Genomic DNA, 21,314 nt, shown 5'->3' with positions numbered 1-21,314 from the left:
CAGGCCTGATGGTGTGGGAGTCGCTAAAGGCTAGCGCTTTGCCTACCCACAAATAAAAAAGGCTCCCTAGGAGCCTTTTTTATCTTAATCTGAATTATTGCTCACACAAAGGAGTAGCAAATACCACGCCCATGTCCCACGGCTGCTCTATCCAAGTATCTTGACCAACACGTGTTTCAAAATCATCCACTAAAGGCTCACCTTTAGGCTTAGCAAACACAGTAACAAACTTAGCCTTGGGGTACATTTCACGGATCACGCGCGCGGTATTACCGGTATCCACTAAGTCATCAACTATTAAAAAGCCTTCGCCATCACCATTGGCTTGTTTAATGACTTGCATATCAGAGCGCTGCTGATTGTGGTCATAACTGGCAATACACAAGGTATCTACGTGACGAATGCCTAGTTCGCGAGCCATAATCGCAGCAGGTACTAACCCACCTCGGCTCACAGCGATAATGCCTTTCCATTGGCTAGCAGGGAGTTGACGTTCAGCGAGCTTACGTGTTTCGCGCTGAAATGAGTCCCAAGTGACGACAAATTTATTGGACATAAGAAGAACCTTGCGTGTTAGCTTCAGACAATTTAGGCACCGCTGCCGTTTTGTACTTAAAATAAGTTTAATAAACTCATTCTAGCCAAACAGCGAGCAAACAATGGATGCATTATAGAGATCACTCCCATTCTTGACCAGAGTTACAGCTTTTTTATTAGCGTAACGATAGAAAATATTGTATTTCACCGACTTTCTTCCCCCTCACTAAGCACTAAGACTAAAGACTGAGTTACTTAGCTCGCATAATTGACTTTAACTCCTAGTTTGCAATGCAGATAACATTAAGCTAACCCATTGCTACAACTCCTTAGGGGCAACTCCCTTATAAAGAAGGAACATGGATGTGTTTTTACTTCGATCACTTTCTATTGCTAAACGACTGTATTTAAACTTGCTGCTGCTATCTGGTGGCGTGATCATGATTATGTTGTTAACGCTGTGGTTTTTTTATCACAGCTTAATTGACGAAAGGCGCGACCAAGTAAAACATCAGGTAGAATCCACCATTAGTCTGGTCAGCTTCTTTCATCAGCAACAGCTTCAAGGGCAGCTCAGTGAGCAAGAGGCGCAACAGCACGCCTTATCTGCTATTGGTACCTTACGCTATGGCAATGATGATTATTTTTGGGTGCAAGATTCTCACCCTAATATGATATTGCATGCGATGAACCCCAAACTAAATGGCCAAGACTTACAGCCCTTTACCGACCCAGACGGCAAGGCATTATTTGTAGAAATGGCCAAGCAAATAAACCATTCCGGGCAAGGTTTTGTGCATTATTTATGGCCCAAACCTGGCCTCACTCATCCGGTTGATAAAATTTCTTATGGGCAAGAATTTGCGCCTTGGGGATGGATTATCGCCACCGGCCTCTATGTGGATGACGTACAAGAACAATTGATTGCCATTGCTGGGCAAATTCTATTAGTGGTCATGGGGTTAGGAGTTATTGCTATTGCGGTCGCCTTTGCCTTAATCCGCAGCATTTTACACCCTGTAAATGCAACCGTATTCGCCCTGCAAGAAATTTCGGGGGGCGAAGCTGACTTACGACAACGCTTAGATGAGAAAGGCAAAGATGAAGTCAGCCAGCTCAGTAAAAGCTTTAACGAATTCTGCTCCCGATTAGCACAAACCGTACGCAAACTCTCCCCCATTAGCCAAGAAGTGAATGATGCCTCTGAGCGCTTAGGCGAAATAGTGCGTCATAATCGCGGCGTATCGGAACAACAATCTCGCGAAACGGAACAAGTAGCGGCCGCCATGAATGAAATGATGGCCTCTAGCCAAGAAGTGGCCAATGCCGCTGAACAAGCAGCTACTGCCAGCCAAGAATCGGCCAGTGCAGCACAAGATGGCACGTTAAAAGTAGAGCAAACACAAAAAGAGTCAGCCTGTCTCGTTAATGAGCTGGTTGATACCCAGCAACAATTAACTTCGTTAGCGGCACGTTCTCAAGAAATAGGCACAGTGTTAGAAGTGATCCGTGCCATTGCCGAACAAACTAACTTGTTGGCATTAAACGCCGCTATTGAGGCGGCTCGCGCCGGTGAACAAGGCCGCGGTTTTGCGGTGGTTGCCGATGAGGTGCGTAATCTAGCAATTCGCACCCAGAGCTCTACTGATGAAATTGAAGATATTATTCAACGACTACAACAAGAAGCCAATGCCACCGTCACCCAAATGAACGGCCTTATGCAACGTGCAACAGACACTCAGCATACTGCCGATCAAGCCGGTGATGCCCTACAAGCTATCAATCAGAGCATGGCACTGATTAACGACATGAACAGCCATATTGCCACCGCAGCCGCGCAGCAGCGACAAACCACAGGTGAAATAAGTGAAAACTTAAATCGTTTAAGCGAGTTAGCCGAAGAAGGACGTATAAAGACCCAAGAAACCGACGATGCCGGCGAAACATTAGCGGGGTTAGGTCGTAGGCTAGCCGAAGAAATGAGTACTTTTAAGGCTTAAAATTGTGCGCTCTGGATTATATTGTATTTTTTCTGAGCAACCGCTATCAGGAGTAGCGTAAAAAAATGAAGCATCCAGCATTGTCTTGGCAACAGGATGCTTTGTTGCCTTGGCTATTGTAGATAACTTAGCTATCTTGTAGCCCTTAGCGCGTTGCGCTGTCCGTTTGTTTTATGAATAAGGTGTATATTAATGACCGCAATTACTCAGCTATCCCCCCGCCTATTGTGGCAATTTTTTGACACCTTATGCAGCATTCCTCATCCCTCTGGGCATGAAGCCGCTGTTCGGCAATGGATAACCGATTGGGCGCAAGAACAAGGCTTAGTCACTATACAAGATACCATTGGTAATTTAATTATTCGTAAAGCCGCAAGCCTTGGTATGGAACAACGTACCGGTGTCATTTTACAAGCTCACATGGACATGGTGCCGCAGGCGAATGCCGATATTAGTCATGACTTTACCAAAGATCCAATACTGCCTTATATAGAGGATGGCTGGGTGCGCGCTCGTGGCACTACATTAGGTGCCGATAACGGCATTGGCTTAGCCGGATGTTTAGCTGTACTGGCCGATGATAAAGTGCAGCACGGGCCACTTGAAGTATTGCTGACCGTTGATGAAGAAAGTGGGATGACAGGGGCGTTTGGCTTAGAGCCAGGTATGTTGCAGGGCAAAATATTACTGAACACAGACTCAGAACAAGACGGTGATGTATACATGGGCTGCGCCGGTGGGGTAGATGCCAATATTACCCTGCCCTATCAGGCTGAGTCGGTGCCGGACGATCATCAGGCCGTGCATTTAAACATCAGTGGTCTACGCGGCGGTCATTCTGGCATTAACATTAACGAAGGCCGCGCCAGTGCTAATAAACTGCTGGCGGAGTTACTTAATGATCTTAACGAACACCCCAGTATTCGCCTGTCAGAGCTCAGTGGTGGCACACTGCGCAATGCCATTGCTCGTGAAGCCAATGCACTACTTACATTACCCCAAAATGCCATGGCTACACTGACCGAGCTAGTTGCGGCCCGCCAACAGCAGTACCAGCAGGAGTTTAATGGGGTCGATGATTTTATTCATCTTGAGTTAGTGCCAGCTGAACGCCCGCAGCGCATGATGACACAAGATTTACAACAAAAATTAAGCCAAGCACTGCTGGCCTGCCCTCATGGGATGATGGCGGTGAGTCGTGATATTGCCGATGTAGTAGAAAGCTCAAGCAACCTCGGCGTCATTAGTACAGAAGCCGAACATATTTATGTGCAATGCTTAATTCGCTCACTCAATGATACAGGGCGTGATCGGGTGGCGAATGCGACAGCGGCGGTATTTCGCCTCGCAGGAGCACATTGTGAGTTTGATGGCGCCTACCCAGGCTGGCAGCCTGACCCACAGTCAGCCATTATGCAGCTAGTGTGCAACACCCACAAAGAGCTGTTTGATCTAGTGCCTGAGGTAAAGGTGATCCATGCCGGCTTAGAGTGCGGTTTGTTTAAAGCGATTTATCCTGAGTGGGATATGGTGTCATTTGGTCCAACTATTCAAGGCGCTCATTCACCCGACGAACGCGTGCATATTGAAGCTGTCTCTCGCTTTTGGCAATTATTAGTCCGTGTATTACGACAGATCCCTGAAGACACAGCGGTCAGCCGTAAGCTTTAAGTTAAAACGGCGTCGAACACCCAGCGGGAAGCGGGAAGGCTGGAGTGGCACAACTGGAGTAAAACAAACGCCGTCATTGCGAGCGTAGCGAAGTAATCCATTTTTTTGTCCGTTCGCTCTCAGCTTCAAGCTTACCGCTTCCCGAAGGGGGAAGCATGGATTGCCGCGTCGCTACGCTCCTCGCAATGACGACGTTAATTCAACATTCAACATTCTCGCGCAGCCGGTGCGTCAATCTTCGACTAGGTACGTATTATTCGAGTATTAAAGTGACCTTGCTTGATTTATGCTCTAATTGTTACTTGCTATTTTCGGGACGCTTATGAATACCCTTACTGTAAAATCGGCAGCCGCTTGTGTGTGTTTAGCGTTACTGGCAACACCGGCCATGGCTGATAGTTTTTTTTCTGATATCGCCACCTTTGGCCAAGAGCTATGGGATGAAACCAAGAAGCTAGCACCTGGCATTCAATATGATAGGCGCAACGAAGCCGCCCCCGTGGTGCAGGCCGCACCGGATGATGGCCGTGATCGCCCGGCGCTAGAATCTGCTGATGAAAATATTGCCGTAAGCCAAACCCCCAGCTCTCACAGTACAACTGTTGCAGAAGTGCCGGCTATGCAACCTGCATCAGTGGCATCTAACCACGGTTGGCAATTTGAAGAACAAGATCACTTGCAATAGAAGATATAGCATTAAGTGTCCCGCTAAAAACCAATTGCTACCCGCAATTCAATCGCTTTGTCTTAGCTCGACCTTGTATTCTCGTCTTCCCAATCGAAGCTAAGTTGCTGATGCTCCTCAGCGGTATACTCTTCGTCAGCCCCATGATTAAGCTCGACGCTGACGCCAACTAACCTAATTCCTCTGCCTTGAGCACGCTGCCATGCTTGTGTACATAACTGCACTGCCAGGTCGAGACTCAGTGCGCGGCAGCGTCGTGATAATGTGGTTTGAGTGAAGTCTGAAAACTTCAATTTAATGCAAAGTCCCTTAATGGCTCTTTCATTCAATCGCTTAACCAGCTCTGGCCACAACACATGTAATACGGCTATGCCTTGCTCAATCTGCTGAATATCTTTATCTAGAGTGGTTTCTACGCCCACTGACTTTCGAATCCGGTCGGTTTGTACTGGGCGTTCATCTATCCCTTGGCCACGTTGCCACAATAAAGCACCAAACTTACCAAAGCGACGAATGAGTGCAGCTTCTCCTACAGCAGCTAATTGATGACAATAAGTTAACCCCATGTCATTCAGCTTTTCTGCGGTTTTGTGCCCTACACCGGGTATTTTCTTTAAGGCTAAGTCAGAGACAAAGTCGGCCACGGCTGTGGGGGGTAGTACAAATAATCCATCAGGCTTATTTTCGTCAGAGGCAATTTTAGCCAGCAGCTTATTAGGGGCAACACCAGCGGACGCCGTTAATTGCAGCTCTTGTTGAATGGTATAACGAATATGCTCAGCAATGCGGGTCGCGCTGCCAGCAAACCAAGGGCTGTTGGTTACATCTAGGTAGGCTTCATCAAGAGATAGGGGTTCAACCAAATCGGTATAGCGAGCAAAAATATCCTGCAGCTGTCGAGACACCGCCTTGTATTTTGGCATATTGCCGCGCACGAGCAATAAGTGAGGACAGCGTTGCAAGGCTTGATGACTCGACATGGCAGAGTGAATACCAAACTTGCGGGCTGGGTAATTACAAGTGGCAATAACCCCGCGACGTTCAGCACTGCCACCAATGGCCAGCGGAATATCACGCCACTCAGGGTGTTCACGCATTTCAACGGCCGCATAAAAGCAGTCCATATCAACATGAATAATTTTACGCATCACTCAAGAGCAGCTATACGCGGTACGTTAACCGCGATACGAAAACTAATTCGTACGGCGTATAGCGATTAACGTACAGCATCATTTAACGCCTTTCGGCGTTAAATGATGCGGTTTTCTTCAAGCATTTGGCGCTTGGCTTCTGCTTTAGCCATTCTTTTTTGGCGACTTTCGCAAGGGTCATCGCAATCACAGGCTTTATCTATGCCCACGCTCCCCAGCCCACCACAAGATCCGGCGATGGTTTTTCGTTGCACAATATAGCCAATAGCCATAGCGAAAAAGACCAAGGCAAACGCGGCGAAGGTTATCAGAAAATACATCATATCAACCTCTTAAGTACTTTTTAAAAGCACTGGTCATATCTACTCTAAAGCCATCGTCCGTTTTGGTTAGCAGATACACAGCAAGCTCATGTTGTTCGGCAAAGGCAAGTGCCTTTTCGGGGCCCATAACGGTGAGTGCCGTGGCAAGCCCATCCGCTATCATACAGGAGGGATCAATGACTGTCACCGATGCCAAGTTATGCGTAATCGGTTGTCCGGTTTGAGGGTCAATAGTATGAGACAGTCGCTGACCGTCCACTTCATAATAATTACGATAATCCCCAGAGGTTGCCACACTGTTATTGCCTGCTACTAACACTTGTTGTACTAATTCGTCACTGCGGCTATCACTGTTATGGGGCTTTTCAACTGCCACTGTCCATGGTTTATTATGACGGTTATGGCCGCTTAATCGCAACTCACCGCCAATTTCCACAAGATGATTAGTTAGGCCCTGCTCAGACAAGTACTCTGATATCACATCAACACCAAAGCCCTTGGCAATGGAAGATAGGTCAACATACAACTCAGGAATCGCCTTATATAAATATTGGCCATCAAGAGCGTACTCGACTCGCAAATGCCCCAGACCTGTTTGAGCTTGGGCCTGGGATAATTGTTGGGCACTGGGCACTTGTACAGGCCTTTCATCTGGGCCAAACCCCCATAAATTAACCAAGGGTCCTACCGTCACATCCAATGTCTGCTCAGTTTGTCGACCAAGCTGCAAAGCCGCCGTTACTACCTTGGCGGTGTCGGCAGACACAGAAAAGCCCTCAGCTGAAGTCAACTGATTAAATTGACTTAACTCAGAATCAGCTAAATAAGTCGACATTTGCTGGTTAACCTTATCCAGTCGCAGCTCAATGCTGCTCTGTATAGCTTCAACTCGCGCCGCCTTCAGGCCAACAATTTTAATGGAATAATAGGTGCCCATGGTATTACCGGTAAGATGTTGCTCACCGTTTGTTGAGGCCCCGTTAATATCGGCCGGTTTACAGGCGACCAATAAAAAGGCCAGCCCCACTGGGGCCAGCCATTTAGTTATGTAAGAACTCATCAGTGTTTAATCACCTGTTTTTACTTAGGGTGTTAAGCCATCATTAACTGAGATGGTTAGCCACCAAAGTCATCAAGCATAATGTTGTCTTCTTCTACGCCCAAGTCTTTGAGCAAGGTGATTACGGCGGCATTCATGACCGGCGGTCCACACATATAATACTCACAGTCTTCTGGCGCTTCGTGATCTTTAAGGTAGTTCTCATACAAGACATTATGAATAAAGCCTGTATGTCCCGTCCACTCGTCTTCTGGCGTGGAGTCACTTAAGGCAACATGCCAAGTAAAGTTGTCGTGATCAGCTGCTAAGCCATCAAAATCTTCAACATAGAACATTTCACGACGTGAACGAGCACCGTACCAGAAACTGATCTTACGCTTAGAATCTAACCGCTTAAGTTGATCAAAGATGTGCGAACGCATCGGTGCCATACCGGCACCACCGCCCACAAACACCATTTCGGCATCGGTATCTTTGGCAAAAAACTCACCAAATGGCCCCGAAATAGTGGCTTTATCACCTTCTTTCAGTGACCAAATATAAGAGGACATCTTGCCAGGAGGCGCGCTCCAGTTACGTGGCGGCGGCGTTGCCACACGCACGTTTAGCAAAATAATGCCTTCTTCTTCCGGGTAGTTGGCCATAGAGTAAGCGCGGATAGTTTCCTCGTCTACTTTAGACTCCAAGTCAAAAATATTGAACTTGTCCCAATCTTCACGGAATTTTTCTGGTACTTCAAAATCTTTGTACTTAACGTGATGCGGTGGCGCTTCAATTTGAATATAACCACCGGCACGGAAAGGAACGCTTTCGCCATTCGGAATTTTTAGCTTCAGCTCTTTAATAAAGGTCGCTTTGCTGTCGTTAGACAAGACTTCGCAATCCCATTTCTTGATGCCAAATACTTCTTCCGGCAGTTCAATTTTCATGTCTTGCTTAACGTTCACCTGACAAGACAAACGCTCGCCTTGGCGGGCTTCACCTTTAGAGATGTGGTCAAGCTCGGTGGGTAAAATTTCACCCCCACCGTCTAACACTCGTACCCGACACTGGCCACAAGTACCACCGCCGCCACAAGCTGACGACACAAAGATACCGCTATTAGCCAAGGCACCTAACAATTTACCGCCCGCACCTGATGTGATCGCCTTATCGGGATCATCATTGATGCTAATGGTGACATCCCCTTCCGCAACCAGCTTGGACTTAGCAAACAGGATAATGCTTACTAGGACCAGCACAATCACGGTGAACATGACCACGCCTAGAATGATTTCCATCGTTTATTCCTTTTCTATCACCGGATTATAGGGATATGCCAGAGAAAGACATGAAGCCAATCGCCATTAGGCCAGCCGAGATAAAGGTAATCCCTAAGCCGCGTAAACCAGCAGGCACATCTGAATACTTCATCTTCTCACGTAAACCCGCTAGCAATACAATTGCCAACATCCAGCCCACACCGGAGCCAAAGCCGTAAACGATAGATTCAGCAAAGTTATAATCACGCTGTACCATGAAAGATACGCCACCAAAGATGGCACAGTTTACGGCAATGAGTGGCAAGAAAATGCCCAGCGCGTTATAGAGCGCGGGAAAGAACTTATCGAGCAACATTTCTAATATTTGTACCAGTGCGGCAATCACACCGATAAAAGTAATGAAGTTCAAAAAGCTCAAATCTACGCCTTCAACTAGCGCACCGTCTTTCAGCACAAAGTTATAGACTAGGTTATTTACCGGTACCGCTAAGGTCAGTACCACTATTACTGCTACACCCAAACCAAAGGACGTTTTTACCTTTTTAGACACCGCCAAAAAGGTACACATGCCGAGGAAGAAGGCCAATGCCATGTTTTCGATGAAAATGGCACGAACAAACAAACTAATATAATGTTCCATGCTTACTCCTTCGCCTCAACCTGGTCGGGGCGCATAGTACGCAACACCCAGATAATGCCGCCGATGATAAAGAAGGCACTAGGAGGCAACAGCAGTAAGCCGTTCGCCTGATACCAGCCGCCATTCTTAACCAATGGCAAAATTTCTAGACCAAACCAAGTACCTGAGCCAAACAGCTCACGAATGGTGGCTACAATCAATAAGATTAAGCCATAACCCAAGCCATTGCCGATGCCGTCGAAAAATGACATCAGCGGTGGGCTCTTCATTGCGTAAGCTTCAGCACGCCCCATCACGATACAGTTAGTAATAATCAAACCAACGAATACCGATAACTGCTTAGAAATCTCATAGGCATACGCTTTTAATATCTGATCCACCACTATTACCAAAGAGGCAATAATCGCCATCTGCGCGATAATTCGCACCGAGTTTGGGATCTGATTACGTATTAATGAGATAAACAAGTTAGAGAACGCAGTAACCGCAACCACCGCTAATGACATAACGAATGCAGTTTGCATTTGTGACGTCACCGCCAAGGCGGAGCAAATGCCCAATACCTGAAGCGTGATCGGGTTATTGCCGATAATAGGTCCAAAGAGAACCTTTTTAACTTCTGCTTTATCAGCCATTGTTTAGCTCTCCTTCACGTACCTTAGTTAGGAAAGGACCGAAGCCTTTATCGCCTAACCAGAATTCAAAGGTCTGCTGTACGCCCTTAGAGGTTAAGGTAGCACCAGACAAGCCATCGACACTAGAAGGGGCACCAGCAGGTGCGCCGCCTTTCACGACTTTAATGGCTGGTTGGCCGTTCTCGTCATACAGCTTCTTATCTACAAACTGAGCGCGCCAGCTTGGGTTTTCTACTTCACCACCCAAACCTGGTGTTTCACCTTGTTCATAATAAGTGATGCCTTTAATGGTATTACCATCAGGGGCAACGGCCACAAACGCATACATGGTCGACCATAAACCCTGACCGTGCATAGGCAGAATAATACTGTCTAAATTACCGTCTTCGTCGTGGGCCATATACACAGGAGCCAAATTAGCGCGACGGCGAATACTGGCTGGGTCCTCGCTTGATTCAAGCTTAACACTTGAATCAGGCTCTTTAGCCGCTACCCGTTGCTCGTAACCTGCAACGGGTTTATCTGAAAACTCTCCCGTGTTGAGGTTTAACAACTTAGCATCAATAAAGCGGTCATAGTTTTCGGCGACGTCTTGACGACCAAAGCCGGCCACAGAAACAATATTAGTTTGTACGTCTAGTGCTTTGTTCAGCTCTTGGGTGGGTTTTAGCAACACTGCTGCCCCTGATACCACAATCGAACAAACCAAACACAAGGCGCCAATGACGGCAAATGTTCTGCCAATAGATTCTTTTTTAGCCACGAGCCAGTCTCCGTTTGATGTTAGCCTGCACGACAAAGTAGTCAAACAAGGGAGCGAACAGGTTGGCGAATAAAATAGCCAGCATCATGCCCTCGGGGAAAGCAGGGTTGACCACACGGATCAGCACCACCATGACGCCGATCAATGCACCGTACCACCATTTACCTTTATTGGTAAAAGAAGCAGACACAGGATCTGTTGCCATAAACATCATACCAAAGGCAAAGCCACCTACTACCAAGTGCCAATACCACGGCATGCTGAACATGGCGTTAGTGTCGGAGCCGATAAAGTTAAACAAGGCAGCCATAGCAATCATACCGACCATTACCCCGGCCACTATTCGCCAAGAGGCAATCCCTAAGTAAATAATCAGCAAACCACCCAGTAAGATAGCTAAAGTAGACACTTCACCCATAGAACCTTGGATGTGGCCGATAAAGGCGTCCATCCAACTGATGATACTGCCGGTATTGGCATCCATCAGTGCAGATTGTCCGCCCGCAGCCCACTGGCCCAAGACGGTGGCACCTGAAAAGCCATCAACTGCAGTCCAGACGGTGTCGCCTGAAATTTCTGCCGGGTAGGCAAAAAACAAAAAGGCACGCCCTGCCAATGCAGGGTTAAGGAAGTTTTTACCAGTACCGCCAAAAATTTCCTTCGCCATCACCACACCAAAGGTAATACCAATAGCGGCTTGCCATAACGGCAAAGTGGCAGGAACAATCAAGGCAAACAATACAGACGTTACGAAGAACCCTTCGTTTACTTCATGTTTACGTACACTGGCAAATAAAACTTCCCAGAAACCACCCACAATAAAGACAGTGGCATAAATGGGTAAGAAGTACGTTGCGCCCAGCAGCATTTTACTGCCCCAACCTGCACCTTCGCCTAAGGTTGCCCCCAGTGCTTGTGCTAGGCCATAGCGCCAATTGCCGTCTATAATACCCGCCAATTCACCTGGGCTATACATGCTGATCAGGGCCGAGATTGTCTGGCCACCTGAGTTGTACATACCAAAGAACATTGCAGGGAATGTCGCCATCCACACCATAATCATAATGCGCTTCAGATCGATACTGTCGCGTACATGAGAGGCATTGCGTGTCACCATACCTGGGGTATAGAGCACGGTTGCGACCGCTTCATATAAGGCGTAAAACCTTTCGTGTTTTCCACCCGGCTCGAAATGGTGCTCGAGCTTTTCCAGAGTGTGTTTTAAGCTCATTACTTAGCCCTCTAGCTCAATTGTGGTCAGACACTTGCGCAGCGCCAAGCCATAATCGTATTTACCCGGACATACATAGGTACAAAGCGCCAGATCTTCTTCGTCTAGCTCTAAGCAGCCCAAGGTTTGCGCACCGTCAGTGTCATCAGACAATAAGTCGCGCAGTAATACAGTTGGCAAAACATCAAGCGGCATAATGCGCTCATAGTTACCAATTGGCACCATGGCTCGCGCCGACCCATTAGTGGTCGTCGTCAGATCAAACAGTTTGCCTTTGGTTAAGTGGCTCAAATAAGCACGCGTAACAGAGAACTTATTAGCACCGGGTACAATCCAGCCAAATAGCTCTTTTTCTCGACCTTCCGCCATCACTGACACTTGTAAGTGATAGCGACCTAAATAGGCATGAGGGCCAGCAGCGGCAGTACCATAAAGTACCGAACCAGAAATAACGCGGTTTTCACCCTCTTGCAGCTCACCGGTCGTTAATGCATCTAATGAGGCACCAAGACGAGTACGTAACAAGCGCGGCTTTTGTACCACAGGGCCACCAAGAGCAACTACGCGGTCAGTAAACAGTTCACCTGTGGTAAACAGCTTGCCAAATGCGATCACATCTTGATAATTAATGTGCCATACCACTTTGCCTGCCACTATAGGGTCAACAAAATGAATATGGGTGCCAGGTAGGCCTGCTGGGTGCACACCGGTAAACACGTGTTCTTTAATGTTACCTGCAGGCGCCTGAGGCAAGCTACCTTCACCTTTACATACATTCACCTGGCCTTCTGTCAGCCGACTTAACACCTGTAGACCATCGGTAAATGCCTGGGCATATTCCTTAATGATCAATTCGGCGTTTGCGCTCAGCGGATTAGAATCCATAGCGGTGACAAAGATGGAGCTTGGGGTCGAATCAACTGCCGGCACCTTACTGAAAGGTCGGGTGCGTAATGCCGTCCACATGCCAGATTCAACCAGCTGTTCACGAACGGTATCGAGTTCTAATTTAGAAAGTTCAGCAGACGTATACTTTGAAAAAGTAATCTGATCTTCACTGTCATCAACCGCAATTACTACAGACTGCAAAACACGCTTAGCACCACGGTTGATTTCAACCACGGTACCGGCGGCGGGAGCTGTGAACTTAACGCCAGGGTTCTTCTTATCTACAAAGATAACCTGACCTTTTTTAACATGATCCTCTACCTTGACGTGCATGGTAGGGCGCATGCCCACAAACTCTTCGCCCAGCGTAGCAACGCGCTTGATGGCAGGGCCATCGTAGATTACTTGCTCTGGTGCCCCGGATATCGGGAGGTCCAGCCCTTTTTTAATTGTAATCATACTCACTTGCACTACTTGTTAGAGGAAGACAGGTACTTGCCATGACAGACATGACAACATGCTGATGAGTCGCTACCGGTCTGCCCACTATCATGTCGACAACAGTCTGACCACAGTCCGGTAACATCCAGCCTAAAACCGAAAGGCGCACAATGTTAGCACTTTTAACGTGGTGGCTGCCATGGCAATTACCAATATTTACTGGTCATTAGCATAATTGCTGAGCGCGCAACATTGATTAAGCAAAAACAAGGCCATGATATGCGGTTACTCGCTAACCTTTAGTCTCATATTGGTCTCATTATTGCGCTAGGTCTGTGTCGCTAATGACTCACTCCACCTTGGCCTCGGCACGCTGGACTATCTTGTACTTCTGCTTGGCGAGCCTGCCATTGTGCTGGGGTAAAGGTATGCAACGCCAACGCATGTACACCACCGGCTAACTCGTCCGCTAATAAGGTATTGAGTTTACGGTGGCGTGCCAGTAAACGTAGCCCGTCAAACCGCTCACTGACCACCACTAATTTAAAATGCGTTTCAGAACCAGGTAGCACTCGATGCATATAACTTTCATTAATCACTTCTAGGTGTACAGGCTGCAATGCAGTCTGTATTTTTTGTTCTATTTGCTCTGCGATAGACATAGCGATTCCTCAATTATAATTAAATCAAAATGTGCAGTCATACTTATCTGAAAGACTGACGGTGCAGCAATAGACAACTCAGTACGTCAGAAAAAGTGGCATATAAAGCAGACTCTAGGCATTATAATTTGACACTAATACCAATCTGTAAAACTAACTGATCAAAATTTTTCGCCACGCCCCTCACAGAAGAACAGGGAACAATAGAGATAAGATCTGAAAAAGACTTTACAGGGTAAGAGCCAATATGGCTCTGTGTTTTAACCCAGCGTAATGCTAATGGTATCGCACTATGCTGCTTTTCCTCTATTAACTGTTAAAATGCTTTTTTTCTATTAGAGTAAAGCCGTCATGAATCACCTTTTCCCCCTACCTCAAGGCGGTGAACTACTGCTACGTCGTTATCCTCGCTCAGCCCAGCATGGCCTGCAAGCATGGGAGGCGGCTGATGAGTATTTACTCAGTGAGCTTACAGAACATCACTGGGATACTGAGGCTCCAGTCTTAATTTTAAATGATGCTTTTGGTGTGCTTACGCTTGCCTTACAACAATATCAACCCACCAGCATAAACGACTCACGTATCAGTGAACTGGCACTTATCGCCAATGCGCACGACAATCAAATCACCTTAAGTGGATCGTCTTTGACCAGTTTAGATGAATGGACAGGCCCTACCCCGGGATTAGTGCTGATGAAGTTGCCCAGAACCAACGCCTTACTGGAGTACCAGCTCGCCTACCTAAGCCAAATAATGGGCCCTCATACTGTGTTTATTGCCGCCGCTAAAGCTAAAGATATTCACAGTTCGACCCTGAAGTTTTTTGAACGCTATATTGGTGAAACAAAAACCAGCCTTGCCAAGAAAAAAGCCCGCCTGATTTTTAGTTACTGCAATACCAGCAAGGTCACCAGTCAGCTACCAACGCCTTTGGTGTGGCCGCTAGAAGGCACCGACTTTAATATTTATAATTACGCCAATGTTTTTTCTCGTGCCAATCTCGATATTGGCGCGCGTTTTATGCTAGAAAATTTGCCTCGTCATCATGCTGGGCACATTATCGATCTCGGCTGCGGCAATGGCGTATTAGGCCTTATGGCCATGGTAAACAACCCCGATGCCCGCCTTACGTTCGTTGACGAATCTTATATGTCGATTGCCAGCGCTGAGCTGACAGTGAAGAAAAATTTACCAACAGAAGTCGCTCGCGCCCACTTCTTGGTCAATAACTGTCTTGATGATGTCTCTGTAAATAGTGCAAAGTTAATCTTATGTAACCCGCCTTTTCATCAACAACAGGCCATTACTGACCATATTGCTTGGCAAATGTTTGTTGATGCTAAACGCGTACTCAGCCCTGGCGGCGAGCTATGGGTCGTCGCCAACCGCCATCTAAATTACCATATCAAGCTAAAGCGTCTATTCGGTAATCAGACGGTAGTGGCATCTAATCATAAATTCGTTATCCTCAAAGCCATAAAAACTTCTTAAGGACTCAATGATGAAGATCTCTAAAGGATGTATCACCGCCCTATTGGCTTTTAGCCTAAGTGCTTGTACTAGCTACTACCCAGTGGCTGTGGATGTAACCCCTACGGTTAATGCCAAAGCCGGTGTATATAGCAAGCTGCCAATGACGCTTAGCAGCCAAGATGCGCGTCAAAACGATTATATTATTCAGGTTGAGCAAAATAATAAAAAAACCGTTGTCATAGGGGCAACCAACAACCTTAAGATGCAAATGCAACAAGCCTTGGCCGAAGGCTTAAGCACCCAAGGGGCTTTGCTAGAAAATGACGCGCCCGTACAGATGGAACTAGAGCTGCAAGAGGTGCTAGCACGAGTTATTCGTGGTCATATTAGCTATGACGTTGTGCAGCAGCTGCGTATGAAACTTACGCTTAAACGCGACGGGAGCACCATTACAAAACAATTTCGCCGCAGCGCACAGGCTGAATTTCCGGGCCGTTTACACCCTGAGCTAGACAAGGTAAAAACGGCATTAAATGAACAGCTAAGTTTGATGATTAAAGACATACTGGCCGATCAGGATGTACAACAATTTGTGGGAGCTCAGTCATGAGACGCTTGTTAGTCTTGCTCAGCTGTTTGCTGATGGTCAGCCATGCTCTTGCCGGCACTAAGGTAGAACTGGTTACCAATATGGGCACATTAGAAGTGGAGCTCAACGATCAAGACGCTCCTGCTACCGTGGCTAACTTTTTACGCTATGTAGATGACGGTAGCTACAATGGCAGTATTTTTCATCGTCTGATCCCAGAATTTGTGGTGCAAGGTGGTGGCTTTAATACCGACTATAAAAAGTTACCTACCTACAGCTCAGTGGTTAACGAGTCTAATAATGGCTTAAAAAACCAGACAGGTACCCTTGCCATGGCACGAACCCAAGATCCTAACAGCGCCACACGACAGTTTTATATCAACCTCAACGATAACCAATCACTTAATGGCGGGCGTAATGCCGGCTATACAGTATTTGGTAAAGTTACTTTAGGCGACGACATTTTGACTAAAATGGCCAAGGTACCAACAGGCATGAATATGACGTTACGCGCGCGTGATGTGCCACAGCAAGATATCGTATTGCAGCAGGTGCGCCGTTTAAACGACTCACAGGTCAGTCAATAAGTGCATTACAACTCACAAAAAGATAAGTCCGGTTGGGTGCAGCAACTGGCCCTATATGCCGAGCGCCGAGTGTTAACGCTGTTTGCATTAGGCTTCTCGTCTGGCTTACCGATTTTGTTAGTGTTTGGCACTTTGTCATTTTGGCTCCGCGAAGCGGGTGTCAGCCGTACTAGCATCGGCTTTTTTAGCTGGGTGGCACTGGCCTATGGCGTAAAATGGCTTTGGTCGCCTTTAGTTGACCGATTACCCTTGCCACTTTTATCTCGGGTAATGGGGAGAAGACGCAGCTGGATGCTCTTTTCACAGCTGCTTATTATGGCAGCCTTAGCCGGCATGGCTTACTCTGAGCCCACGCAGCATATTGTCGCCTTTGCTTTATTTGCCTTAGCAGTGGCGTTTGCCTCAGCAACCCAAGATATTGTGATTGATGCTTATCGGATTGAAGCTGCACCAGAGCATCTGCAAGGAGCATTGGCGGCGGCTTATATGACGGGCTATCGACTGGCCATGATTATGGCCGGTGCCGGTGCCTTGGCCATTGCCGCTTGGGCAGGGTCCGATTTAGGTTATGATCCCATCGGCTGGCAAACGGCATACCTCTCTATGGCAGGCTTTATGCTGGTGGGAGTCATTACATGCTTATTAATTCACGAGCCTGATATTGATTTACAACAACAAGCCTCGGCACAGGCTGAGCATAAACAGCAACTGGTTAACCAAGGCTACCCTGCTTTATTGGCCGGCTTTATCGCTTTTATGCGCAGCGCCGTGGTGGCGCCCTTTGCCGAATTTTTTCAACGCTTTGGTAAGCAGGCGCTGATTATTTTGGCGTTAATTGCCTGTTATCGCATTTCAGATGTCGTTATGGGCGTTATGGCCAATCCTTTTTATGTAGACATGGGGTTTAGCAAATCACAAATTGCCACCGTAACGAAAGTGTATGGCGTGATCATGACATTAGTGGGGGCAGCTCTTGGCGGGATTTTAGTCAGCCGCTTTGGCACCTTGCGTATTTTAATGTTGGGGGCGGTACTATCCGCGGTTACTAATGTCATGTTTGCTGCCATGGCTCAAGTAGGACCTGATATACGGCTACTCACACTTATTATTTCATTGGATAACTTAAGTGCCGGTATTGCGACTGCGGCGTTTATTACCTACTTGTCCAGTTTGACTAACGTGGCTTTTTCAGCAACGCAATACGCGCTGTTTAGCTCAGTAATGATGTTACTGCCAAAATTTCTAGCTGGGTTTTCTGGTGTTACCGTGGATGCCTACGGTTACGCAGCCTTTTTTATTGGTACCGCCGCCATCGGCCTACCGGTACTCTGGCTGATTAAGCAAGTAGGTAAGACAGCGCCCAGCGCTAAAAGCAATGTTGAATTGTAAATGTTGAATGAAAACAGCACCATTAAACCCTCTTTATTCAGCATTAAAAATTAAGCATTCAACATTGCCCTACAAAGCTTGGCGCAGCCCTTAAATCAATCTCTAAAGTTATTAAATTGCAGCGGTTGCTCTTGATCACTGCTGCGCAATAGCGCCATTACTTGTTGTAAATCGTCACGCTTTTTACCGGTAATACGTAACTCTTCACCTTGAATTGCAGTTTGCACCTTAATTTTACTGTCTTTAATTTTCTTCACTAAGGTTTTAGCAAGCGGCTGGGCTATGCCTTGTTTAAAGCCAATATCTTGCAGGTGGCGCTTACCTGAGCGAACAATGTCTGCCGGATCCAATACTTTCACGTCTATTCCGCGCTTGATCAAAGCGCCGCGCAAGATATCACGCATTTGTTGCAGCTGAAATTCAGCATCCGCACTGAGCTTTACCTGCTCTTCTTTAAGCTCGAAGCTTGCATCAACACCACGAAAATCAAATCGCGTTGAGAGCTCACGGTTGGCATTTTCTACCGCATTACGCACTTCATTCATTTCTACTTCAGACACCACATCAAAAGATGGCATAGTAAACTCCTTACAAGAGAGATAACGTTTTAAATACCATGACTGAGCATGCTAGTTAAAAAGATAACTCTCACCACAATAAAAAATACCTTGGCATCTGCCAAGCTTCACAGCTAACGTATACTCGATAACAGAGATATAATAGCAAAATTTAGGGGGATAAGCTGATGGAGTGGACCATACTGGGCGCCGGTGCTTTAGGTTGTGTGATGACGGGCTTATTACGCCAGCAAGGTGAAAGTGTCGCTTTAATGCTCTCTGAGCGCCACAGGGGCCACTTTCACCCTCATTTAGAGTTTATCGATATTACCGGTCAGCGCCAGCTGTTCCATAGCCGCCCTATTTTTGCCGAACATGCCAACACAGTCCAGTGTTTACTGGTCTTTACCAAGGCCTATCATGTTATTGATGCACTTAAAGAGTTAACTCTTTTACCCAGCGCAACGCCTATTATTTTGCTGCACAATGGCATGGGAGTCGCCGAGCAGGTGTTAGCTCTCTTCCCTAACAACCCGATATTAGCGGGTATTAGTAGTCACGGCGCAATGAAAGAAAGGGATTGGCAAGTGCGTCATACAGGTAAAGGAGACACCTGGCTTGGGCCGCTAAATGAAGCAGCCAAAGCCTATCAGCACTTAGTGCCTCCCTTAGCTGCGGCCTGGGGGCATTGTGAATGGAGTAACGAAATCATACTGCAACAACAGCAAAAACTGGCAATTAATGCCGTGATCAATCCTCTTACCGCCTGCCATAATATTACTAATGGTCAATTGCTTGAGTCCCGCTTTACTGAGGTTTTAGCTCAGCTAAGCGAAGAAGTGCATGGAGTGATCTCAAGGTTGCAAGGCAATAAAGCTGAAACCCTGTCTGAGTTTCGCCGTCGTTTACACAAAGTGATTGAGCTTACCGCCTGTAACTATTCCTCTATGCACCAAGATATAGCCCAAGGTCGCTCCAGCGAAAATGACTATATTAGCGGCTATATTCTACAACACGCCCATCAGCACCCCGTGCCTGTTTGCCAGCAGCTGTATCAAGAAATTAAAAAGCGAGAGCAAGTAATTGAGCGCTAAGCACCAAGCGCCCAGCAAAACAAAAACACCGAATTTTTTAGGCTCGGTGTTTTTTATAACGTGCTTAGTGCTGGGCGCTGTATGTTAAGGCTTATAAACCTTCACATTATCAAAACCTTGCTCTTTTAAATGAATCGCTTGTAGGCGACTCATCACCCCACGATCACAATATAAAAGATAGGTTTTATCTGCAGCTAAGCTACTAAACTGATTTGCCAGTTTAAAAAATGGCATCACCACAACGGGCCGTTCAGCGACCTTAAGAGGAGCTGCTTCTTGCTCTTCCGGTGGGCGAATATCTAAGATCACCTCGGTGCTGTTTTCATCACTCGTATTACCTTGACTAAACTCCACGCTAGGCGTTTGCCATTTTTCTTCTAACTGGCGAACATCATTAATCACAGCCGCTTCTACCGCTGCATCTAGCACACTAAAATCAAACTGACTTTCTTCTTCAGCCACTCGACCCAGCTTGGCTTTAATGGTTGGACTTTGCGAGATAACACCGCAATATTCCGGCATTTTTTCTGCATAAGACGCAGTGCCAATCTGGCGTGCCACATCAATAATATCCTGCTTATCCGAGGCAATAAGTGGGCGCATAACCAGCATGTCTGTAGCACGGTCAATAACATTAAGGTTGGTCACGGTTTGGCTAGACACCTGCCCCATGGCTTCACCGGTAACAAGGGCATTAATGGCTAAGTTTTCAGCCACTACGGCGGCGGCTCGCACCATCATGCGCTTTAAAATAACTCCCATATACCCATTGTCAACTTTCTCAAGAATTTCGTTAACCACACCTTCAAAAGGCACAGACACAAATTTAACCCGATGCGAAGAGCCATACTTCTTCCACAAGTAGTACACCACTTCACGCACCCCAGCTTCATGCTCAGGGCCACCTAAATTAAAGAAGCAATAATGCACGCGGCTGCCGCGCTTAATAAACTGATAAGAGGACACGCCAGAATCGTACCCCCCCGACATTAAGCTCAGTACACTCTCTTGCGTGGCAATAGGGTAGCCACCTAAGCCTTTATAAATTTGATTGATTAAATACAAACGCTCGCCGTCTAGCTCAAGGTTGACCTGTACATCCGGATTTTTAAGCTTAACACCGGCGGGGTTACAGTGCTGGTTTAAGCCGCCCCCTACATAGCGCTCTACATCCAGCGATTTAAAGCTTTGCTGACCACGACGCTTAGCGCGCACACAAAAGGTTTTGCCTTCTAACAAATCACCAAAAGCCGCTTGTGTATGGTGCAAAATATCATCAAGCGTTGTCACTTGATGCTCTTGCACTTCTAAATAAGACTGAATACCCGGCACACACGCTAATACATCGACTATCGCTTGGCGGTGCTCATCGCACTGACTACGCAGAACTAACTTGTCCCACTCAGTACGAATTTTGACATCTTCATCTAAATGCCTCACCACATTACGAATATTGCCTTGCAACAGCTTGCACATACGTTGGCGCACCGAACGGCTCTTAATGGTGATTTCTGGATGCAGCTTAATAATAAATTTCATAAATTCGGTACGCCTAGGCAACAAAAAAGTAAAACACAAAAATAAAGCCGCACATTATACACCGAACAGCCGCAAGCGCCCAGCGTAAAACCCAGCTGTAAGCTAGACGCCGTCCGTTAAGATACACATCTATTTAA

General features: G+C 46.8%; 21 protein-coding genes. 8 read left to right on the top strand and 13 right to left on the bottom strand.

What is annotated here, in order from left to right; genetic code table 11:
- Positions 1-94: 94 nt before the first annotated feature.
- A complete protein-coding gene (gene gpt, locus ACTHY5_RS05400; protein ID WP_208004051.1) occupies positions 95-556 on the bottom strand; it encodes a xanthine phosphoribosyltransferase in 462 nt (153 codons plus the stop codon).
- Between the two features lie 346 nt (positions 557-902).
- Here gpt and ACTHY5_RS05395 point away from each other — a divergent pair, with 346 nt between their 5' ends.
- The 3 genes from ACTHY5_RS05395 (at position 903) to ACTHY5_RS05385 (ending at position 4,893) form a co-directional block, all read left to right on the top strand.
- Positions 903-2,537 (top strand): methyl-accepting chemotaxis protein, encoded by a 1,635-nt coding sequence (locus ACTHY5_RS05395; RefSeq protein WP_441877469.1) that lies wholly within the window; start codon positions 903-905, stop codon positions 2,535-2,537.
- A gap of 192 nt (positions 2,538-2,729) precedes the next feature.
- Entirely contained in the window at positions 2,730-4,208 is a 1,479-nt protein-coding gene (locus ACTHY5_RS05390; RefSeq protein ID WP_441877466.1) for an aminoacyl-histidine dipeptidase, read from the top strand.
- Between the two features lie 322 nt (positions 4,209-4,530).
- Complete coding sequence (locus ACTHY5_RS05385; protein WP_441877463.1) at positions 4,531-4,893, top strand: hypothetical protein; 363 nt, start codon at positions 4,531-4,533, stop codon at positions 4,891-4,893.
- A gap of 62 nt (positions 4,894-4,955) precedes the next feature.
- Here ACTHY5_RS05385 and dinB read toward each other — a convergent pair whose 3' ends face one another.
- The 10 genes from dinB to bolA all read right to left on the bottom strand — a co-directional run bounded on the left by dinB (position 4,956) and on the right by bolA (position 13,949).
- Positions 4,956-6,041 carry a DNA polymerase IV gene (gene dinB / locus ACTHY5_RS05380; protein WP_441877472.1) on the bottom strand — a complete coding sequence of 362 codons (1,086 nt, stop codon included), beginning with the start codon at positions 6,039-6,041 and terminating at the stop codon, positions 4,956-4,958.
- A 101-nt stretch (positions 6,042-6,142) separates the two neighbouring features.
- Entirely contained in the window at positions 6,143-6,367 is a 225-nt protein-coding gene (gene nqrM / locus ACTHY5_RS05375; protein ID WP_208004046.1) for a (Na+)-NQR maturation NqrM, read from the bottom strand.
- Between the two features lies 1 nt (position 6,368).
- On the bottom strand, positions 6,369-7,427 hold the full coding sequence (locus ACTHY5_RS05370; protein ID WP_441877461.1) for an FAD:protein FMN transferase: 1,059 nt from the start codon (positions 7,425-7,427) through the stop codon (positions 6,369-6,371).
- Between the two features lie 56 nt (positions 7,428-7,483).
- Positions 7,484-8,707, bottom strand: coding sequence for an NADH:ubiquinone reductase (Na(+)-transporting) subunit F (gene nqrF, locus ACTHY5_RS05365; protein ID WP_441877458.1), 1,224 nt, complete (start codon positions 8,705-8,707; stop codon positions 7,484-7,486).
- Positions 8,708-8,732: 25 nt separating this feature from the next.
- Positions 8,733-9,329 carry an NADH:ubiquinone reductase (Na(+)-transporting) subunit E gene (nqrE, locus tag ACTHY5_RS05360; RefSeq protein ID WP_441877455.1) on the bottom strand — a complete coding sequence of 199 codons (597 nt, stop codon included), beginning with the start codon at positions 9,327-9,329 and terminating at the stop codon, positions 8,733-8,735.
- Between the two features lie 2 nt (positions 9,330-9,331).
- Positions 9,332-9,964: an NADH:ubiquinone reductase (Na(+)-transporting) subunit D gene (locus tag ACTHY5_RS05355; RefSeq protein WP_441877452.1), complete on the bottom strand. Its 633-nt coding sequence runs from the start codon at positions 9,962-9,964 to the stop codon at positions 9,332-9,334.
- A complete protein-coding gene (locus ACTHY5_RS05350; RefSeq protein WP_441877450.1) occupies positions 9,957-10,727 on the bottom strand; it encodes a Na(+)-translocating NADH-quinone reductase subunit C in 771 nt (256 codons plus the stop codon). The genes ACTHY5_RS05355 and ACTHY5_RS05350 overlap by 8 nt, the downstream gene beginning before the upstream one ends.
- A complete protein-coding gene (locus ACTHY5_RS05345) occupies positions 10,720-11,958 on the bottom strand; it encodes an NADH:ubiquinone reductase (Na(+)-transporting) subunit B (protein ID WP_441877447.1) in 1,239 nt (412 codons plus the stop codon). The genes ACTHY5_RS05350 and ACTHY5_RS05345 overlap by 8 nt, the downstream gene beginning before the upstream one ends.
- A 3-nt stretch (positions 11,959-11,961) precedes the next feature.
- Positions 11,962-13,305 carry a Na(+)-translocating NADH-quinone reductase subunit A gene (locus tag ACTHY5_RS05340; RefSeq protein ID WP_441877444.1) on the bottom strand — a complete coding sequence of 448 codons (1,344 nt, stop codon included), beginning with the start codon at positions 13,303-13,305 and terminating at the stop codon, positions 11,962-11,964.
- Positions 13,306-13,628: 323 nt separating this feature from the next.
- Positions 13,629-13,949, bottom strand: a complete 321-nt coding sequence (gene bolA / locus ACTHY5_RS05335; RefSeq protein WP_441877441.1) for a transcriptional regulator BolA — start codon at positions 13,947-13,949, stop codon at positions 13,629-13,631.
- Positions 13,950-14,300: 351 nt separating this feature from the next.
- Here bolA and ACTHY5_RS05330 point away from each other — a divergent pair, with 351 nt between their 5' ends.
- Genes ACTHY5_RS05330 through ACTHY5_RS05315 form a run of 4 tightly spaced genes read left to right on the top strand, consistent with a single transcriptional unit; the run spans position 14,301 to position 17,987 of the window.
- Positions 14,301-15,440 (top strand): methyltransferase, encoded by a 1,140-nt coding sequence (locus ACTHY5_RS05330; protein WP_441877439.1) that lies wholly within the window; start codon positions 14,301-14,303, stop codon positions 15,438-15,440.
- 7 nt (positions 15,441-15,447) lie between these two features.
- On the top strand, positions 15,448-16,032 hold the full coding sequence (locus ACTHY5_RS05325; protein WP_441877436.1) for a YajG family lipoprotein: 585 nt from the start codon (positions 15,448-15,450) through the stop codon (positions 16,030-16,032).
- Positions 16,029-16,598 (top strand): peptidylprolyl isomerase, encoded by a 570-nt coding sequence (locus ACTHY5_RS05320; RefSeq protein ID WP_441877433.1) that lies wholly within the window; start codon positions 16,029-16,031, stop codon positions 16,596-16,598. Before ACTHY5_RS05325 ends, ACTHY5_RS05320 begins: the two co-directional genes overlap by 4 nt.
- Positions 16,599-17,987: an AmpG family muropeptide MFS transporter gene (locus ACTHY5_RS05315; RefSeq protein ID WP_441877430.1), complete on the top strand. Its 1,389-nt coding sequence runs from the start codon at positions 16,599-16,601 to the stop codon at positions 17,985-17,987.
- A gap of 95 nt (positions 17,988-18,082) precedes the next feature.
- On the opposite strand, the gene ACTHY5_RS05310 is transcribed toward ACTHY5_RS05315, so the two are convergent.
- Positions 18,083-18,565 carry a YajQ family cyclic di-GMP-binding protein gene (locus tag ACTHY5_RS05310; protein ID WP_441877427.1) on the bottom strand — a complete coding sequence of 161 codons (483 nt, stop codon included), beginning with the start codon at positions 18,563-18,565 and terminating at the stop codon, positions 18,083-18,085.
- Between the two features lie 167 nt (positions 18,566-18,732).
- Between ACTHY5_RS05310 and ACTHY5_RS05305 the strand changes: the two genes are divergently transcribed.
- A complete protein-coding gene (locus tag ACTHY5_RS05305) occupies positions 18,733-19,638 on the top strand; it encodes a ketopantoate reductase family protein (protein WP_441877424.1) in 906 nt (301 codons plus the stop codon).
- 84 nt (positions 19,639-19,722) lie between these two features.
- On the opposite strand, the gene thiI is transcribed toward ACTHY5_RS05305, so the two are convergent.
- A complete protein-coding gene (thiI, locus tag ACTHY5_RS05300) occupies positions 19,723-21,177 on the bottom strand; it encodes a tRNA uracil 4-sulfurtransferase ThiI (protein WP_441877421.1) in 1,455 nt (484 codons plus the stop codon).
- Between the last annotated feature and the right edge of the window lie 137 nt (positions 21,178-21,314).

The sequence above is a fragment of the Oceanisphaera sp. genome (assembly GCF_052084945.1).
In the GTDB taxonomy this organism is placed as follows: domain Bacteria; phylum Pseudomonadota; class Gammaproteobacteria; order Enterobacterales; family Aeromonadaceae; genus Oceanimonas.
The sequence above is the reverse complement of the archived record's forward strand: the minus strand, read 5'-3'. Positions and strand labels throughout refer to the sequence as shown.

Bases quoted from the DNA above. Each gene is read 5' to 3' on its own strand.
- gpt (WP_208004051.1), bottom strand. From the start codon at position 556: ATGTCCAATAAATTTGTCGTCACTTGGGACTCATTTCAGCGCGAAACA.
- ACTHY5_RS05390 (WP_441877466.1), top strand. From the start codon at position 2,730: ATGACCGCAATTACTCAGCTATCCCCCCGCCTATTGTGGCAATTTTTT.
- ACTHY5_RS05385 (WP_441877463.1), top strand. From the start codon at position 4,531: ATGAATACCCTTACTGTAAAATCGGCAGCCGCTTGTGTGTGTTTAGCG.
- dinB (WP_441877472.1), bottom strand. From the start codon at position 6,041: ATGCGTAAAATTATTCATGTTGATATGGACTGCTTTTATGCGGCCGTT.
- nqrM (WP_208004046.1), bottom strand. From the start codon at position 6,367: ATGATGTATTTTCTGATAACCTTCGCCGCGTTTGCCTTGGTCTTTTTC.
- ACTHY5_RS05370 (WP_441877461.1), bottom strand. From the start codon at position 7,427: ATGAGTTCTTACATAACTAAATGGCTGGCCCCAGTGGGGCTGGCCTTT.
- nqrF (WP_441877458.1), bottom strand. From the start codon at position 8,707: ATGGAAATCATTCTAGGCGTGGTCATGTTCACCGTGATTGTGCTGGTC.
- nqrE (WP_441877455.1), bottom strand. From the start codon at position 9,329: ATGGAACATTATATTAGTTTGTTTGTTCGTGCCATTTTCATCGAAAAC.
- ACTHY5_RS05355 (WP_441877452.1), bottom strand. From the start codon at position 9,964: ATGGCTGATAAAGCAGAAGTTAAAAAGGTTCTCTTTGGACCTATTATC.
- ACTHY5_RS05345 (WP_441877447.1), bottom strand. From the start codon at position 11,958: ATGAGCTTAAAACACACTCTGGAAAAGCTCGAGCACCATTTCGAGCCG.
- ACTHY5_RS05340 (WP_441877444.1), bottom strand. From the start codon at position 13,305: ATGATTACAATTAAAAAAGGGCTGGACCTCCCGATATCCGGGGCACCA.
- bolA (WP_441877441.1), bottom strand. From the start codon at position 13,949: ATGTCTATCGCAGAGCAAATAGAACAAAAAATACAGACTGCATTGCAG.
- ACTHY5_RS05330 (WP_441877439.1), top strand. From the start codon at position 14,301: ATGAATCACCTTTTCCCCCTACCTCAAGGCGGTGAACTACTGCTACGT.
- ACTHY5_RS05325 (WP_441877436.1), top strand. From the start codon at position 15,448: ATGATGAAGATCTCTAAAGGATGTATCACCGCCCTATTGGCTTTTAGC.
- ACTHY5_RS05320 (WP_441877433.1), top strand. From the start codon at position 16,029: ATGAGACGCTTGTTAGTCTTGCTCAGCTGTTTGCTGATGGTCAGCCAT.
- ACTHY5_RS05310 (WP_441877427.1), bottom strand. From the start codon at position 18,565: ATGCCATCTTTTGATGTGGTGTCTGAAGTAGAAATGAATGAAGTGCGT.
- ACTHY5_RS05305 (WP_441877424.1), top strand. From the start codon at position 18,733: ATGGAGTGGACCATACTGGGCGCCGGTGCTTTAGGTTGTGTGATGACG.
- thiI (WP_441877421.1), bottom strand. From the start codon at position 21,177: ATGAAATTTATTATTAAGCTGCATCCAGAAATCACCATTAAGAGCCGT.